Consider the following 15,323-nt stretch of genomic DNA (forward strand, 5'->3'; position numbering starts at 1 on the left):
TCCTCGGCGGCATCGGTCGCTAGACGGGCGCGTGCGTGATGTCGTTCCAGCCCTGCACCGACTCCACCGCGCGGGGCTCGGGGCCGACGTAGATCGCCGACGGCCGCACCAGCTTGCCGAGCTGCTTCTGCTCCATGATGTGCGCGCACCAGCCGGCGGTCCGGCCACAGGTGAACATCGCCGGCATCATCTTGGCCGGGACCCCGGCGAAGTCGAGGATCACCGCCGCCCAGAACTCGACGTTGGTCTCGATGGCGCGGTCCGGCCGGCGCTCGCGCAACTCGGCCAGGGCCGCCTGCTCGAGCTGGACGGCCACCTCGTAGCGCGGCGCGGCCAACCGCTTCGCGGTGGCGCGCAGCACCCGGGCCCGCGGGTCCTCGGCCCGGTATACCCGGTGGCCGAACCCCATCAGCTTCTCTTTGCGGTCCAGGATGCCCTTGACCACGGCACGGGCGTCACCGGTGCGTTCGGCCTCGTCGATCATCGGGATCACCCGGGCCGGCGCACCGCCGTGCAGGGGACCGCTCATCGCGCCGATCGCGCCGGACAGCGCCGCGGCGACGTCAGCTCCGGTGGAGGCGATCACCCGTGCGGTGAACGTCGAGGCGTTCATCCCGTGCTCTGCCGCCGACACCCAGTACGCGTCGATCGCCTGGACGTGGCGGGGGTCCGGCTCACCCTGCCAGCGGGTCATGAATCGTTCTGTCACCGTCGAACATTCGTCGATGACACGCTGCGGCACGGCGGGCTGGTAGATCCCGCGCGCGGACTGCGCGACGTATGACAGCGCCATCACCGATGCGCGGGCCAGATGGTCGCGGGCGGTCTCGCCGTCGATGTCCAGCAGTGGGGCGTAACCCCAGATCGGTGCCAGCATGGCCAGCCCGGCCTGGACGTCGACGCGCACGTCGCCGGTGTGGATCGGCAGCGGGAACGGCTCGGCCGGCGGCAGACCGTCACCGAATCGGCCGTCGACCAGCAACGCCCAGACATCGCCGAACGTCACCCCCTTGGCCACCAGGTCCTCGATGTCGACACCGCGATACCGCAGCGCGCCACCGTCCTTGTCGGGCTCGGCGATTTCGGTGGTGAACGCCACCACGCCTTCCAGTCCGGGCACGAAATCTCCAGGTACCACCGTCATGTCTGGATTGTTGCATCCGCTGTCGGAGCTGTCGCTACCGGTCGGTAACCGCAGCTCGCAGCGCCGCGGCGTACGGTTGTCCCGTGGTGGTTCCCGAAGGTGATCGCCTCGCGGCGATGCGAGTGGAGTACGGCTCCGTCGAGAAGGACGGCAGCAGCGACCTGGACGTGGACTGGCTCGCCGACGGCTGGCTTGCGTTGCTGCACAGCTGGATCGCCGACGCACAGGCCGCCGGGATCGCCGAGCCCAACGCGATGGTGCTGGCCACCGTCGGTACGGGAATAGACGCGGGAAGACCCGTCAGTCGCACGGTGTTGTGCAAGAGCGTGGACGAGACCGGAATCACCTTCTACACCAACTACGACTCCGCCAAGGGCACCGAGCTGGCGGCCACGCCGTACGCCTCGGTGACCTTTCCCTGGTACGCGCTGGGCCGGCAGGTGCACATCCGCGGCGCGGTGACCAAGGTGTCGCTTCAGGAGACCGCCGAGTACTGGTCCAAGCGGCCGCGCGGCTCGCAACTGGGCGCCTGGGCGTCGGCGCAGTCGCGCCCGATCGGCTCACGAGCGGAACTGATGGCGGCGCTGGCCGAGGTGACCGAGCGGTTCGCCGGCGACGAGCAGGTTCCGGTACCGCCACACTGGGGTGGTTATCGCATCGCCCCCGATGTCGTCGAATTCTGGCAGGGCCGGGAGAACCGGGTGCACAACCGGATCCGCGTCACGGGTACTGGAGCCGCCGGGCCGGCGACATCGGGTACTGGAGCCGCCGGGCCGGCGACATCGGATATCAGCATCGAGCGGTTGCAGCCCTAGCCGTGCGGCGGGACAAGACGTCGCCTGCCGGGCGGCGGCTCTTCGCCGACACCACCCCGCTGCGAACGCCGGACTTCCGGCGGTTGTGGGGTGCCTCCATCGTCACCGTCATCGGCGGCAACCTCACGATCTTCGCGGTGCCGGTACAGCTGTACGTGCTGACCCAGAACTCCGCCTACGTCGGGCTGGCGGGGATTTTCGCCCTGGTGCCACTGGTGGTGTTCGGCCTGCTCGGCGGTGCATGGGCCGACGCTATGGACCGCCGGCTGCTGCTGATCATCGCCTCCTGCGGGTTGGCAGTGGCGTCGGTGCTGCTGTGGTTGCAGGCGGCGATGGCTTTGCACAACGTGTGGGTGGTGCTGGTTCTGCTCGGGGCGCAACAGGCCTTTTTCGCGATCAACTCGCCAACCCTGGCCGCCGCCATCCCACGCATGCTGCCGATCGAACAGCTGCCGGCGGCCAACTCGCTCAACATGACCGTGCAACAGTTCGGGGCGATCGCCGGTCCGCTGCTCGCCGGGGTGTTGTTGCACTGGATCGACTTGTCCACGCTGTACCTGATCGACGCCCTCACCTGCCTCGCGCCGATCTGGGCTACGTTGCGGATCGCCCCGATGCCGGCCACCGGGTCGGCGGACGGGGCCTCGCGGTGGGGGGTCGCCGCCGTGCTGGAGGGCTTGCGCTACCTGGCCGGCAACAAGGTGGTGCTGATGTCGTTCGTGGTCGACCTGATCGCGATGATCTGCGGGATGCCGCGGGCGCTGTTCCCGCAAATGGCGCACGAGAGTTTCGGTGGCCCGGTCGTCGGGGGAACGACGATGGCCATGCTGGCCGCCGCGATGTCGGTCGGCGCGGTCGCCGGCGGGGTGTTCTCCGGGTGGTTTGCGCGGGTCCGCCGTCAGGGCCTGGCGGTCGTGGCCTCGATCGTGGTGTGGGGTCTGGCGATGGCGGGGTTCGGGGTGGCGGGTGGTCTGGCCGGGGGGAGGGCCGGGCTCATTCTGTGGATTGCGTTGGGGTTCTTGGCTGTTGGCGGTGCGGCTGACATGGTGTCGGCAGCGTTCCGCTCGACGATCCTGCAAGAGGCGGCCTCCGATGAGCTGCGTGGCCGGCTGCAGGGCGTCTTCTTGGTTGTGGTCGCCGGCGGCCCGCGGCTAGCCGATGCGGTGCACGGAGCGGCTGCGGCTGCCGTCGGCACCACGGTCGCAGCCGCGGGTGGGGGAGTGCTCGTGGTGGTCGGTGTCGTGGCGGCCGCGGCGCTGGTGCCGGCGTTCGTCCGGTATCGGGTCGTCCCGGCAAAGAGCTGAGCGCCGCACGCGGGCGACCTTTGCGCGGGATTCCCTTTACGATTGCTGTGTGGCCGACGTCATCGCGCAGCCGCCCGTCGGACTGCGCGAACGAAAGAAGCAACGCACGCGGGCGATGCTGATCGATGCCGCCGTGACGCTGTGCCTCGAACACGGCTACGGCAACACCACCGTGGAGCAGATCGCTGCTGCCGCCGAGGTCTCGCCCCGTACGTTCAGCCGCTACTTCCCGACGAAGGACGCGGTGGTGATCACCGTGGTCGACGACCTGGTTCACGCGGCCCTGCGCGAGTTGGCCACCATCGAGCCGTCGACGCCGCCGTTGACCGCGCTCGCCTGCGCCCACGTCCGAGCGTTGCGCCGGGTCCCGTCCGGGGAGGTGCCCGGTCTGAGCGGGCGCAGGCTCGTGCTCATGCTTAACGTCATCGCCTTGGCCAGCGCACCGCGGCTGGCGACGGCGTCCATGCGGCTTCGGCCGCTGGTGGCCGAAGTGGCTGCGCGCCTTGGGGTCGACGTGCGTGATCGGCGGGTGGAGTTGACGATGATGGTCTGGGAAGGGATCGCCGCCGCGGCCTGGCGGCAACTTGTCATCGCCCCCGAGGATTTCGACGACAGCGCGCTCGTCATGGCTGACCGGCTGGACAGCACCTACGGTGAATTCACCGATATCGCCGCCGCCGAGGTTGCGCCGGCGTTACCGTCGACCATTTGACGGGGCGCTGCGAAGCGAGGGGGGTGGCCCGCCGTGGCCGTTGTCGTGACCGCTGCCGTTCCTGGCTTGCGTGAACTGAAGAAGCAACGAACCCGGGCTACGTTGGTCGCGGCGGCGATCCAGCTCTGCATCGCACAGGGCTACGAGAACACCACCGTCGAGCAGATCGCCGCCGCGGCCGAGGTGGCCCCTCGGACCTTCAGTCGGTACTTCTCCAGCAAGGAGGCCGTGATCGTCGCCGTGCTCGACGAGGTGGCCGCCGACGTCGCCACCGCCCTGAGTGGCCAGCCGCCGGAGATCACCCCTTACGACGCGCTGGCCCGCGCGCATATGGAGACCTTCCGCAGTGCGGAATACCGCCGCCCGGGTGCCGCGGCATTCGACCGGATGCGGTTGCTGCTGACCATCGTCAACTCCGCGCCGGCGATCGGCATGGCACCGTTCATGTTCCGCGTCGACGGCTATAACCAGGCTGCGGTGGACGTCGCCGCGCGGCGCATGGGCGTGCCGAGCGCACACCCCGCGGTCCGCATCTTGTTCGACACCTGGGCGGTGGTCATGACTGCGGCCTGTCACGACCTGGGCACCGCCGGTGGGCCAGCGATCACCGCCGACGTCCTGTGCGACCGAATCGAGTCCGCGTACGCGGTTTTCACCAGGCTGTGGTCGTTGGGACGGACCCCGGGCCACACCCCCGCGGGCGAGTCGGCACAATAACGACTACCTTCCACTAATACGGACAGCCTGCGCAGGCGTCGAAGAACTCAGAAGGGGTTCATGTGGCCGAAACAGACGAGACCGCCACCCTGAAGTACCCGGGCGGTGAGGTGGACCTCGACGTAGTCCACGCGACCGAGGGGTCGGACGGTATCGCGTTGGGGTCGTTGCTGGCCAAGACCGGCTACACCACGTTCGATCAGGGATTCGTCAACACCGCATCGACGAAGAGTGCCATCACCTACATCGACGGTGATGCCGGAATCCTGCGCTACCGCGGTTACCCGATCGAGCAGCTCGCGGAGAAGTCGACCTTCATCGAAGTGAGCTACCTGCTCATCTACGGCGAACTGCCCACCACCGAACAGTTGGAGGCGTTCACCACCCAGATCCAGCGGCACACCCTGCTGCACGAGGACCTCAAGCGGTTCTTCGACGGATTCCCGCGCAACGCGCACCCGATGCCCGTGCTGTCCTCCGCGGTCAACGCACTGAGCGCCTACTACCAGGACTCGCTGGACCCGCTGGACAACAAGCAGGTCGAGCTGTCGACGATCCGGTTGCTGGCCAAGCTGCCGACCATCGCTGCCTACGCCTACAAGAAGTCCGTCGGTCAGCCCTTCCTCTACCCGGACAACACGCTGACGCTGGTGGAGAACTTCCTACGGATGACGTTCGGCCTGCCCGCCGAGCCCTACGAGGTGGACCCCGAAATCGTCCGCGCGCTCGACATGCTGCTGATCCTGCATGCCGACCACGAGCAGAACTGCTCGACGTCCACGGTCCGGCTGGTCGGCTCGTCGCAGGCCAACCTGTTCACCTCGATCTCCGGCGGCATCAACGCGCTGTGGGGCCCGCTGCACGGCGGCGCCAACCAGGCTGTGCTCGAGATGCTGGAGAAGATCCGCACCGGCGACGACGACGTGCAGACCTTCGTCCGTAAGGTCAAGAACCGCGAAGACGGCGTCAAGCTGATGGGCTTCGGGCACCGGGTCTACAAGAACTACGACCCGCGGGCGCGCATCGTCAAGGAGCAGGCCGACAAGATCCTGGGCAAGCTCGGCGGCGACGACGAGCTGCTCGACATCGCCAAGCAGCTCGAAGAGATCGCGCTCACCGATGACTTCTTCATCGAGCGCAAGCTCTACCCGAACGTCGACTACTACACCGGTGTGATCTACCGCGCGATGGGCTTCCCAACCCGGATGTTCACCGTGCTGTTCGCCCTCGGCCGGCTGCCCGGCTGGATCGCGCACTGGCGCGAGATGCACGACGAGGGCAGCAGCAAGATCGGGCGTCCGCGCCAGATCTACACCGGCTACACCGAACGCGACTACGCGCCGATCGACGGCCGCTAGCTAACTCCTGCTGGGCCGCCCCTTGACCGTGGGACGATTGTAGTTTCACAATAGTTGTGTGAATACAACGGTTGGTGAGCTTGGTGCGCGCCGCAAGGCGATCATCCTGGCGTCGTGCTGCCTGAGCCTGCTGATCGTGTCGATGGACTCGACGATCGTCAACGTCGCGATCCCGGCCATCCGCGCCGACCTGCACGCCTCGCCCGCGCAGATGCAATGGGTCATCGACATCTACACCCTGGTGCTGGCGTCGCTGCTGATGCTGTCCGGCGCTACGGGTGACCGGTTCGGGCGGCGGCGGGTGTTCCAGATCGGCCTGGCCACGTTCGCCGTCGGCTCGCTGCTGTGCAGTCTGGCCCCGGACATCGACACTCTGATCGGCGCCCGGCTCGTCCAGGGCATCGGCGGCTCGATGATGAATCCTGTTGCACTGTCGATCATTTCGCAGATCTTCGTCGGGCGGGTCGAGCGTGCGCGGGCGCTGGGGTTCTGGGGTGCGGTCGTCGGTATTTCGATGGCCCTGGGTCCCATCGTGGGTGGCTTCCTCATCCAGGCGATCGGCTGGCGGGCGGTGTTCTGGATCAACCTGCCGATCTGCGCGACAGCGATCGTCTTGACCGCGGTCTTCGTGCCGGAGAGCAAGTCGGCCACCATGCGTGACCTCGACCCGGTCGGTCAGCTGCTCGCGGTGCTGGGCTTGTTCGGTGTGGTCTTCGTGCTTATCGAAGGCCCGGGATTGGGCTGGACGAATCCGCGCGTCATCGCCATCGCCGTCGCGGCGGCCCTCGCACTGCTGGCATTCCTGCGCTACGAGTCCCGTCGTCACGACCCGTTCATCGACTTGCGCTTCTTCCGCAGCATCCCGTTCGCCTCGGCGACGGTCACCGCGGTGTGCACCTTCGCCGGCTGGGGTGCGTTTTTGTTCATGATGTCGCTCTATCTGCAGGGCGAGCGCGGCTACTCGGCCGCGCACGCCGGACTGATCTACCTGCCGATCGCGATCGGCGCCCTGTTCTTCTCGCCGCTGTCCGGACGACTGGTCGGGCGCTTCGGTGCTCGTCCCTCGCTGCTGGTGTCCGGGGTGCTGATCACCACCGCCTCGGTCATGTTGACGCGTCTGACCCCGACGACGCCGGTGTGGGCGCTTCTGGCTATCTTCGCCGTGTACGGCATCGGCTTCGGTATGGTCAACGCGCCGATCACCAACGCCGCGGTGAGCGGCATGCCTCGGGACCGCGCCGGCGCGGCCTCGGCGGTGACGTCCACGAGCAGGCAGGTTGGGGTGAGTATCGGTGTGGCACTGTGTGGTTCGGTGGCCGGCTCGGCGCTGGCCAGTTTTGGGGCCGGCGTCGGCGGCGACTTCACCGCGGCGGCGCGCCCGCTGTGGTTACTCAGCATCGGGTTCGGCCTGATGATCACGCTGCTGGCCGTGGTATCCACCTCGCGGCGTGCCGTGCTGTCCGCACAGCGGCTGGCGCCGTTGATCGAGAACCATCGAAGTGAGCCCGTCGGTGTCGGGTGACGCGCTCGTCGACCAGGTGTGGCGGGCGATGTCCGGCCTGGTGTTGGACAACAAGGACCAGTGGCGGCGGTCGGTGGTGGACGCGACGGGCTTGCCGTTCAGCCGCATTCGTATCCTGCGCCGCCTCGACAAGCAGCCGATGACGGTCAAGGAGGTCGCCGAGGCCGCCACCATCGACGCCCCCGCCGCGACGGTGGCGGTCAACGACCTGGAGGCCCGCGGCCTGGTGGTGCGCGAACCACACCCGGACAACCGGCGCTGCAAGCTGGTGTCGCTGACCGACGCCGGCCGAGACGTCATCGCCGTGCTGGCCAAGACCGACGATCCGGCGCCGGCTGCTCTGGCCGCGCTGGACGCACAGGACCTTCAGACGCTGCAGGAGATCCTGGCGCGCCTGATCAGCTGATCAGCCGAGGTAGCCTTCGACCTCGTTGGCGGGACGCACGCGCGCCTCACTCGGGTCGCCCCCGGTCTCACGCAGGGCGCGGCGCTGACGCAGCAGATCCCAGCACTGGTCGAGTTCGGTCTCGATTGCCCGCAGCTGGTGCTGTTCCTCGGACGGATCGATCTCGCGGTGCACCACTCGTTCGCGTAACTCCCGCTCCCGGGCCACCAGGTCGTGGATCCGGGCGAGGGTGTCGTTGTCGGTCGGTTTGCGTTGGTCAACCACGGTTCCAGTGTGCCCGATGCCGGGGTGTCACACCGACGAAGCCAGCGCCCCGGCGAATTCGGTGCAGAACCAGTCGACGTCGGAGCCCGAGAAGACCAGCGGTGGGCGGATCTTGAGCACATTGCCGTCGCGGCCGCACACCGAGATCAGCACCCGCCGCTCCCGCATCGCGTTGACCAGGTCCCGGGCCCCGGCCCGGTCGGGCGCGCCGTCCGCGGTGAGCATCTCGACGCCGACATAGAGCCCGGCACCGCGGATGTCACCGACGCGCGGGTCGCCGGCGCTGATGCTGGCCAGTTCGGTGCGCAGCTGGGCGCCGACCTCACTGGCGTTGCGCATGAGGTTCTCGTTCTCGATGACGTCGAGCGCCGCGGCGGCAGCGGCCACCGTGACGGGATTGCCGCCGAAGGTGTTGAAGTAGGGCACCTCGCGGGCGAAGGCCGCCAGGACTTCGGAGCGGGCCGCCATCGCCGCGATCGGCATCCCGTTGCCCATCGGTTTGCCCATCGTCACCAGGTCGGGCACCACACGATGGCGGGCGAAACCCCACATCGTCTCGCCGGTGCGCCCGAAGCCGGGCTGGACCTCGTCGGCGATGAACACCCCGCCCGCGCGGTGCACCGCGTCGACCGCGGGCGCCAGCACCGATGGATCGGGGTAGATGCCGTCGGAGGAGAAGATGGTGTCGACGATCAGCGCGGCGAAGCCGCTGCCGCTGGCCTGCAGGTCCTCGATCGCCGCGACGACGTCGGCTGCGAACCGGCCGGCGAGTTCGCCGGGCGGGGTGCGCAAGCTGTCCGGCGACGCGATCGCCCGCACGTGCTCGCCGAGCACCGTCGCCCCGCCGAGGGACGGGGAGATCGCGGTGACGGCCGCGGTGTTGCCGTGGTAGGCATCGCTGGTCACGATGATTCCCGTTGCACCGGTGTGCATTTCGGCCACCCGCAGCGCCAGGTCGTTGACCTCTGATCCGGTGCAGGCGTACATCACCTGGTCGATCTGCGCCGGACCGCCGGATCGCATCGTGTCCAGGAGCCGCTCGCTGTACTCGACGATCCCGCCGTGCAGGTAGCGGGTGTGGGTGTTGAGCGTGGCCAGCTGCCGGCTCACCGCCTGCACCACGTGCGGGTGACAGTGGCCCACATTGGCGGTGTTGTTGTAGGCGTCCAGATAGCACGCGCCGTCGGCGTCGTAGAGTCGCGTGCCCTCGCCGCGGACCAGGTGCACCGGCCGCTCGTAGAACAGCCGGTAGGCCGGGCCCAGCATGCGGTCACGGGCCGCGATCAACGACTCGGTGGCGGGATCGACCGGATGATCCGGGGAGTAGCTGTTGGAATCCATGATGTTCGAGAAACTCATCGCGCTACTCCCTTTTCGCCTCGTTGATGCGGCCCGTGACTGCGTTCGCTACCGCTCGTGCGCCTCCTCGAGGACCGTGCGACCCAGCTCCGAATAGCGTTGCGGCGAGGTGTACTTCAGCACCACCGCGAGCACGATGCCGCCGATGCCCACCACGCCGACCACCCACGGGATCGACTCGAACACCCAGTCGCTGGACGCCGTGCCCGCGGCGAACGAGGCGTTCTTGGCCAGCAGGTAGATCACATACAGCATGCCCAGTCCGCCGAGCAGCGGAGCCAGGAACGTGCGGAACCAGTTGGCCGTCTCCGGGTGATTCTTGCCGACGTGGAAGTACGCGATCACCGCGAATGCGGCCAGCGCCTGCACGATCATGATCGCCGTGGTGCCCAGCAGTGCCATCAGCCCGTAGAGCCCGGTGTAGGGGTCCCGGCCGGTGACGGCGAAGAACAGCACGATGGCGGTGGCCACGATGGTCTGCACCAGCCCGGCGATGTGCGGGGAACCGTGCATGGGGTGGGTGGCGCCGAGGGTCTTGCGCATGCCGGGGATCACGTTCTCCCGGCCGATGGCGTAGATGTAGCGGGCCGCGCAGTTGTGGAACGCCATGCCGCAGGCGAACGATCCGGTCATCAACAGGATCTTGAACATGTCGACCGCCCAGGTGCCCAGGTGGGCGCCGACCGGACCGAAGAAGATGTCACCCGCGGTAGCCGAATCCTGAGCCAGCGCAACGGCATTGTCCGGTCCGGTGCCGACGATAGCCAGCCAGGAGATGATGACGTAGAAGATGCCGATGCCGATCACCGAGCTGATCACCGCGACCGGGATGATCTTCTTCGGGTTCTTGGACTCCTCGCCGTACATGGCGCTGGATTCGAAGCCGACCCACGACCAGAAGGCGAAGAACAGCCCGATGCCCGCCGAGCCCGCGACGGTCAGGGCACTGCCGCCGGGGCCGGCGACGGTGCCGGACAGGTTGTGGAATGCGTTGAGCGGGTTGAGCGATCCCCACGACCAGCCCTGCGGGCCGCCGCCGGTGAACAACACCGACAAGGCCATCAGCGAGAGCATGACGATCTCGGTGATGAGGAAGACGCCGAGCACCCGCGCGGCGACGTTGATGTCGAAGTAGGTCAGCACGAGATTGACCACGAGCATGCCGATGGCGAACACGATCCACGAAATGTTCACGTGGAAAAGGGTATTGAACGTGTCGTTACCGAAGAATGCGAAGATGCCGATCAGGGAGGCCTCGAACACCATGTAGGCCATTGCGGTCAGGAACCCGGCACCCAGGCCGACGATGCGGCCCAATCCGTGAGAGATGTAGCCGTAGAACGCGCCCGTGGCGGTGATGTGCTTGCTCATCGCGGCGTAACCGATCGCGAACAAGGTCAACACGATGGTCGCGACGAAGTAACCGGCCGGTGCGTAGGCGCCGTTGCCGAAGCCGACCGCGATCGGCACGTTGCCGACCATGGCGGTGATCGGCGCCGCGGTGGCGACCGCCATGAACAGCACGCCGATCAGGCCGACGGCATTGGGCTTGAGCCGCTGGACGGTGTCGCCTGTGCCAACGGCGCCCGCCGGGGCCGGCGGGTCGATGATGTCGCTCATAGTGTGAATTCCCATCTCGAACGCAACTGGGGGTCGCGCCGTTTTTGGTCTGGTTTGGCCCGTGGCGCGGATGCGCCGGGGGAGCGAGGGCGGTGTCGACACCGGGTTTGTGATGCGACGACGACATTGTTACCCCCGCCAGATGGCCTGGTCAACAGGAACAATCAGGGAATACCGGGCGAATGTTTCGGTGGTGTTTCCGCTGACGCGGCAACGAAACGTGGACGTTAAATGTGCCGATTTGGTCTGCTCGATACCCCGTTATGGTCCACACTTGACCGCATGCCGGGACTGCCGCCGACTCATGAGTCCTTCGCGCGCGCCGCCCTTCCCGCCTACGGCCGTTCCGTGGACTCGCCCCTTCGCCTGCTCAGTCTGTCGGAGAATGCGACCTATCTGGTCGACGACCACGAGCCGATCGTGTTGCGGGTGCACCGGCCGGGATACCACTCGCTGGAGGCCATCCGCTCCGAGCTGGCCTGGATGCGGGCGCTGCGGACCGAGACGTCGGTGGCCACGCCGGAATTGCTCGCCGCCGCCGATGGGACGGATGTGGTGCTGGCCGAGGTCGGCGATGACGCGCTGTACGTCGACGCGGTGACGTTCGTGGCGGGATGCACCGCCGAAGAGAACCCGGACGCGGTCGGGTTCGACGAACTCGGCCGGCTGACCGCGATCATGCACTCGCATGCCAGGAACTGGACCATTCCCGCCGGATTCACCCGGTTCCGCTGGGACCTCGAGTCCATCCTCGGGCCGCAGGCACGCTGGGGGAACTGGCGTCTCGCCCCCGGGCTGACCGATGCAGACCGCACCTGGATCCAGCGCGCCGCCGACGACATCGCCGCCAAGCTCACCGAGTTCGGTTCCGGCCCAGACCGTTTCGGTCTCGTGCACGCCGACCTGCGGCTGGCCAATTTGATGGTGAACCCGGACGGGCACGGTTCCGGGATCACCGTCATCGATTTCGACGACTGCGGCTGGTCGTGGTATCTGGCCGACTTGGGCGCGGCGGTGTCGTTCATCGAGGACACCCCCGCCGGTGAACGCATCATCGCCGAGTGGCTGACGGGCTACTTCGAAGCCGGTTCGCTGCCTGCCGATGATCTGGCACTGATTCCGTCGTTCGTAATGCTGCGCCGGATCAACCTGACCGCCTGGATCGCCTCGCACGCCGACGCCGATGCCGCGGCCGAACTCGGCGCGGACTTCGCCCCCAACACCGCCCGACTGGCGGAGCGCTATCTGGAAGACCGCACCTGGCTTCAGGACGCCATCTTCGGATCTCGGGTATGAACCATTCCGCTGCAGAAAGGGTTGTACATGTTTGACCTTCAGGCGACGTCGGTCGTGGTGACCGGGGGCAGCAAGGGCATCGGTCGCGGCATCGCGTCGGTGTTCGCCGCCGCGGGCGCCAATGTCGCGATCGCGGCCCGTTCGGCCGCCGAACTCGACGCGGCTGTCGCTGACCTTGAGGCGCTGGGGGCCGGGACGGTGCTGGGCATCCGGACCGACGTGACCGATCCGCTGTCGTGCGCCAACCTGGCCGCCGCCGTCACCGAGGCGTTCGGCGGGATCGACGTCGTGTGCGCCAACGCCGGCATCTTCCCGGAGGCGCCGCTGGCCACCATGACGCCCGCCCAGCTCGGCGAAGTGCTCGACATCAACGTCAAAGGCAACATCTTCACGGTGCAGGCCTGCCTGGACGGACTGAAAGCCTCGGGTCGTGGCCGGGTGATCCTGACTTCGTCGATCACCGGGCCGATCACCGGTTTCCCGGGCTGGTCGCACTACGGGGCATCCAAGGCCGCCCAGCTCGGCTTCATGCGGACGGCCGCCATCGAACTGGCGCCGCACGGCATCACGGTCAACGCCGTGCTGCCCGGCAACATCTACACCGAGGGCCTCGCCGACATGGGCGAGGAGTACATCGCCGGCATGACCCGTGCGATCCCGGCCGGTGCACTGGGCAAACCGGAGGACATTGGGCATCTGGCCGCATTCCTGGCCACCGTCGAGGCCGGTTACATCACCGGGCAGGCCATCGCCGTCGACGGCGGTCAGGTGCTCCCCGAGTCGCCGGATGCCGTGCGCCCCTAGTCAGATGGAGGAATCGGAAGGGGGGCCGATCGCCGAGGATGTGCGTAGGCGCATCCTGTCGATGCTGGCCCAGGGTGCCCTTCGGCCCGGTTCGCGGCTGGGCACCGAGCGCGAGATGGCCGAACGCTTCGAGGTCTCCCGGGCCACCCTGCGCAGCGCTCTGCTACCGCTGAGCCGGGCCGGGGTGCTCGAGCGCCGGACCGGCCGCAACGGCGGGACCTTCGTGCGTGCCGATGTGGTGCAGCGCAATGCCGCCGAGTTGGCCGGTCTGCCGGCCCGCCTGCGCAGCGGTGGCCACACCAGCGCCACCCGCGTGCTGGCCACCGATCGGCGCCCCGCCACTCCGGTAGAGGCCGTGGCCCTCGAAATCCCGGACCAAGCTGAGATTTTCGCGATCCGCCGGTTACGGTTCGCCGACGGCGTGCCGTTGTCGGTCGACTACTCCTGCTTTGTTGCCGATCATGTCGTCGATCTGCTGGAGCAGCCGCTGGGCGGCTCGCTGTACGAATTATTCGCCGTCCGCTATGGATTGGTGCCCGCCACCTCCAGCGAGACCATCGAGGTGGTGAGCGCCAGCCCGCGAGAGGCCGACTGGCTGGGCATCGCGCACCGGCGGCCGTTGGTGGCCATCACCAGGGTCACCCGCGACGCCGCCGACCGCCCGTTCGAGTACGCCTACGACCTGTTCCGGGCCGACCGGGTGCGGCTGACGGCGACGACGTCGACGGTCACCGCGCGTGAGCGGCGCGGCACCGACGGCCGGGTGGAACGCTCCGTCAGCAGCGCCTGAGCCCAACTGCTGAAATCACCGAACCTCGGGCGACTAATGTGGGGCCGGTGACGACGAAACCCGTGATCGAATTCCCCGAAGGACCGGCGCCCGACCGGCTGGTCATCGAAGACCTGGTGGTCGGCGAGGGCGACGAGGCCAAGCCCGGCGCCGTGGTCGAGGTCCACTACGTGGGCGTCGAACATGACACCGGTGAAGAGTTCGACAGCTCGTGGAACCGCGGCGAGTCCATCTCGTTTCCGCTGCGCGGCCTGATCCAGGGCTGGCAGGACGGCATCCCGGGCATGCGCGTGGGCGGCCGGCGCCAGCTGACCATCCCGCCGGAGCAGGCCTACGGCCCGGCCGGCGCCGGACATCAGCTGTCCGGTAAGACGCTGATCTTCGTCATCGACCTGCTGGCCACCCGCTGACACCTCGCTCACCTGGCGAGGTGGGCCGTCGGCGTGTGTAATTCGGTGGTGAACACCGAGGAGCGCACCGCGATCGTCACCGGAGCCTCAGGCGGTATCGGTTCGGCCATCGCCGCCATGCTGCACGAGGAAGGATTCGCGGTCACCCTGATCGGGCGCGATCCGGCCAAGCTGGCCGCCGTCGCCGCGACGATCTCCGCTGCCCCGGGCCCACCGGTCCACCAGATTGCCGGGTCGCTGGCCGAGGAAGCGTTCCTCGACGCCGTCGTCGCCGACCACACCACCCGGCACGGTTCGCTGGACCTGCTGGTCAACAATGCCGGGGTGGCGGGCAACCGGACGGTCGGCGAGATCACGGCGGAGTTCCTCGACGAGCAGCTCGCGGTGAACATCCGTGCGGTGATCCTGCTGACCGGTAAATGCCTACCGTTACTGAAAGCTGCGGTGCAGCAGCGCAAATCGGTACAGGTGGTCAATATCGCCTCGAACGCGGGCAAGCGTGGCGAGGCGACGCTGTCGTCGTACTCGGCCACCAAGTTCGCGGTCGTCGGGTTCACCGAGTCGCTGCACGACGAGTTGTCGACGTCGGGTATCAAGGCGACGGCGATCTGCCCGGGCCTGGTGGACACCCCGATGGCCGACGACTACCGCGACAGCATCGGCAGCGACGAGATGATCGCACCCGGCGACATCGCCGAGGCGATCCGCATGACGATTCGGGTGTCGCGCAGCTGTGTGGTGCCCGAGATCGTGCTGCTGCGCCCGATCGAATGGCTGCAACCGCCCGGCGCCTAAAGCGGGC

General features: G+C 67.9%; 16 protein-coding genes. 12 read left to right on the forward strand and 4 right to left on the reverse strand.

All coding sequences use genetic code 11. From position 1 onward, the window contains the following. Positions 1 to 19: 19 nt before the first annotated feature. Positions 20 to 1,144 carry a citrate synthase 2 gene (locus tag ACXDF8_RS15850; RefSeq protein ID WP_457224226.1) on the reverse strand — a complete coding sequence of 375 codons (1,125 nt, stop codon included), beginning with the start codon at positions 1,142 to 1,144 and terminating at the stop codon, positions 20 to 22. Between the two features lie 116 nt (positions 1,145 to 1,260). On the opposite strand from ACXDF8_RS15850, the gene pdxH reads away from it, so the two are divergent. The 7 genes from pdxH to ACXDF8_RS15885 all read left to right on the forward strand — a co-directional run bounded on the left by pdxH (position 1,261) and on the right by ACXDF8_RS15885 (position 7,978). Further along, positions 1,261 to 1,959 (forward strand): pyridoxamine 5'-phosphate oxidase, encoded by a 699-nt coding sequence (gene pdxH, locus ACXDF8_RS15855; RefSeq protein ID WP_457224341.1) that lies wholly within the window; start codon positions 1,261 to 1,263, stop codon positions 1,957 to 1,959. Between the two features lie 2 nt (positions 1,960 to 1,961). Continuing rightward, a complete protein-coding gene (locus ACXDF8_RS15860; protein WP_457224227.1) occupies positions 1,962 to 3,263 on the forward strand; it encodes an MFS transporter in 1,302 nt (433 codons plus the stop codon). A gap of 49 nt (positions 3,264 to 3,312) precedes the next feature. Next, positions 3,313 to 3,975 carry a TetR/AcrR family transcriptional regulator gene (locus ACXDF8_RS15865; RefSeq protein ID WP_457224228.1) on the forward strand — a complete coding sequence of 221 codons (663 nt, stop codon included), beginning with the start codon at positions 3,313 to 3,315 and terminating at the stop codon, positions 3,973 to 3,975. A gap of 33 nt (positions 3,976 to 4,008) precedes the next feature. Beyond that, positions 4,009 to 4,692, forward strand: coding sequence for a TetR family transcriptional regulator (locus tag ACXDF8_RS15870; protein ID WP_457224229.1), 684 nt, complete (start codon positions 4,009 to 4,011; stop codon positions 4,690 to 4,692). Between the two features lie 62 nt (positions 4,693 to 4,754). Then, positions 4,755 to 6,050 (forward strand): citrate synthase, encoded by a 1,296-nt coding sequence (locus ACXDF8_RS15875; RefSeq protein ID WP_457224230.1) that lies wholly within the window; start codon positions 4,755 to 4,757, stop codon positions 6,048 to 6,050. Positions 6,051 to 6,108: 58 nt separating this feature from the next. Next, on the forward strand, positions 6,109 to 7,572 hold the full coding sequence (locus tag ACXDF8_RS15880; protein ID WP_457224231.1) for an MFS transporter: 1,464 nt from the start codon (positions 6,109 to 6,111) through the stop codon (positions 7,570 to 7,572). A 28-nt stretch (positions 7,573 to 7,600) separates the two neighbouring features. Next, positions 7,601 to 7,978 carry a MarR family transcriptional regulator gene (locus ACXDF8_RS15885; RefSeq protein ID WP_457224342.1) on the forward strand — a complete coding sequence of 126 codons (378 nt, stop codon included), beginning with the start codon at positions 7,601 to 7,603 and terminating at the stop codon, positions 7,976 to 7,978. On the opposite strand, the gene ACXDF8_RS15890 is transcribed toward ACXDF8_RS15885, so the two are convergent. From ACXDF8_RS15890 to ACXDF8_RS15900, 3 genes are read right to left on the reverse strand one after another with little or no spacing between them, the layout of a single operon-like run. Next, complete coding sequence (locus ACXDF8_RS15890; RefSeq protein WP_457224232.1) at positions 7,979 to 8,242, reverse strand: DUF2630 family protein; 264 nt, start codon at positions 8,240 to 8,242, stop codon at positions 7,979 to 7,981. Between the two features lie 27 nt (positions 8,243 to 8,269). Then, entirely contained in the window at positions 8,270 to 9,601 is a 1,332-nt protein-coding gene (locus ACXDF8_RS15895; RefSeq protein WP_457224233.1) for an aspartate aminotransferase family protein, read from the reverse strand. Between the two features lie 48 nt (positions 9,602 to 9,649). Beyond that, on the reverse strand, positions 9,650 to 11,221 hold the full coding sequence (locus ACXDF8_RS15900) for an APC family permease (RefSeq protein WP_457224234.1): 1,572 nt from the start codon (positions 11,219 to 11,221) through the stop codon (positions 9,650 to 9,652). Positions 11,222 to 11,503: 282 nt separating this feature from the next. Here ACXDF8_RS15900 and ACXDF8_RS15905 point away from each other — a divergent pair, with 282 nt between their 5' ends. Genes ACXDF8_RS15905 through ACXDF8_RS15925 form a run of 5 tightly spaced genes read left to right on the forward strand, consistent with a single transcriptional unit; the run spans position 11,504 to position 15,316 of the window. Then, positions 11,504 to 12,517, forward strand: a complete 1,014-nt coding sequence (locus ACXDF8_RS15905; RefSeq protein ID WP_457224235.1) for a phosphotransferase enzyme family protein — start codon at positions 11,504 to 11,506, stop codon at positions 12,515 to 12,517. A 27-nt stretch (positions 12,518 to 12,544) separates the two neighbouring features. Beyond that, entirely contained in the window at positions 12,545 to 13,321 is a 777-nt protein-coding gene (fabG, locus tag ACXDF8_RS15910; protein ID WP_457224236.1) for a 3-oxoacyl-ACP reductase FabG, read from the forward strand. A 4-nt stretch (positions 13,322 to 13,325) separates the two neighbouring features. Continuing rightward, positions 13,326 to 14,111 carry a GntR family transcriptional regulator gene (locus ACXDF8_RS15915; protein WP_457224237.1) on the forward strand — a complete coding sequence of 262 codons (786 nt, stop codon included), beginning with the start codon at positions 13,326 to 13,328 and terminating at the stop codon, positions 14,109 to 14,111. Positions 14,112 to 14,158: 47 nt separating this feature from the next. Continuing rightward, positions 14,159 to 14,521: an FKBP-type peptidyl-prolyl cis-trans isomerase gene (locus ACXDF8_RS15920; RefSeq protein WP_457224238.1), complete on the forward strand. Its 363-nt coding sequence runs from the start codon at positions 14,159 to 14,161 to the stop codon at positions 14,519 to 14,521. A 48-nt stretch (positions 14,522 to 14,569) separates the two neighbouring features. Continuing rightward, positions 14,570 to 15,316, forward strand: coding sequence for an SDR family oxidoreductase (locus ACXDF8_RS15925; protein WP_457224239.1), 747 nt, complete (start codon positions 14,570 to 14,572; stop codon positions 15,314 to 15,316). Positions 15,317 to 15,323 lie beyond the last annotated feature (7 nt).

Source organism: Mycolicibacterium sp. CBM1, assembly GCF_054073305.1.

What these genes read in the sequence shown, in the direction of transcription:
- ACXDF8_RS15850 (WP_457224226.1), bottom strand. Translation starts at nt 1,144, where the DNA reads ATGACGGTGGTACCTGGAGATTTCGTGCCCGGACTGGAAGGCGTGGTG.
- pdxH (WP_457224341.1), top strand. Translation starts at nt 1,261, where the DNA reads ATGCGAGTGGAGTACGGCTCCGTCGAGAAGGACGGCAGCAGCGACCTG.
- ACXDF8_RS15885 (WP_457224342.1), top strand. Translation starts at nt 7,601, where the DNA reads ATGTCCGGCCTGGTGTTGGACAACAAGGACCAGTGGCGGCGGTCGGTG.
- ACXDF8_RS15895 (WP_457224233.1), bottom strand. Translation starts at nt 9,601, where the DNA reads ATGAGTTTCTCGAACATCATGGATTCCAACAGCTACTCCCCGGATCAT.
- ACXDF8_RS15900 (WP_457224234.1), bottom strand. Translation starts at nt 11,221, where the DNA reads ATGAGCGACATCATCGACCCGCCGGCCCCGGCGGGCGCCGTTGGCACA.
- ACXDF8_RS15905 (WP_457224235.1), top strand. Translation starts at nt 11,504, where the DNA reads ATGCCGGGACTGCCGCCGACTCATGAGTCCTTCGCGCGCGCCGCCCTT.
- fabG (WP_457224236.1), top strand. Translation starts at nt 12,545, where the DNA reads ATGTTTGACCTTCAGGCGACGTCGGTCGTGGTGACCGGGGGCAGCAAG.
- ACXDF8_RS15915 (WP_457224237.1), top strand. Translation starts at nt 13,326, where the DNA reads ATGGAGGAATCGGAAGGGGGGCCGATCGCCGAGGATGTGCGTAGGCGC.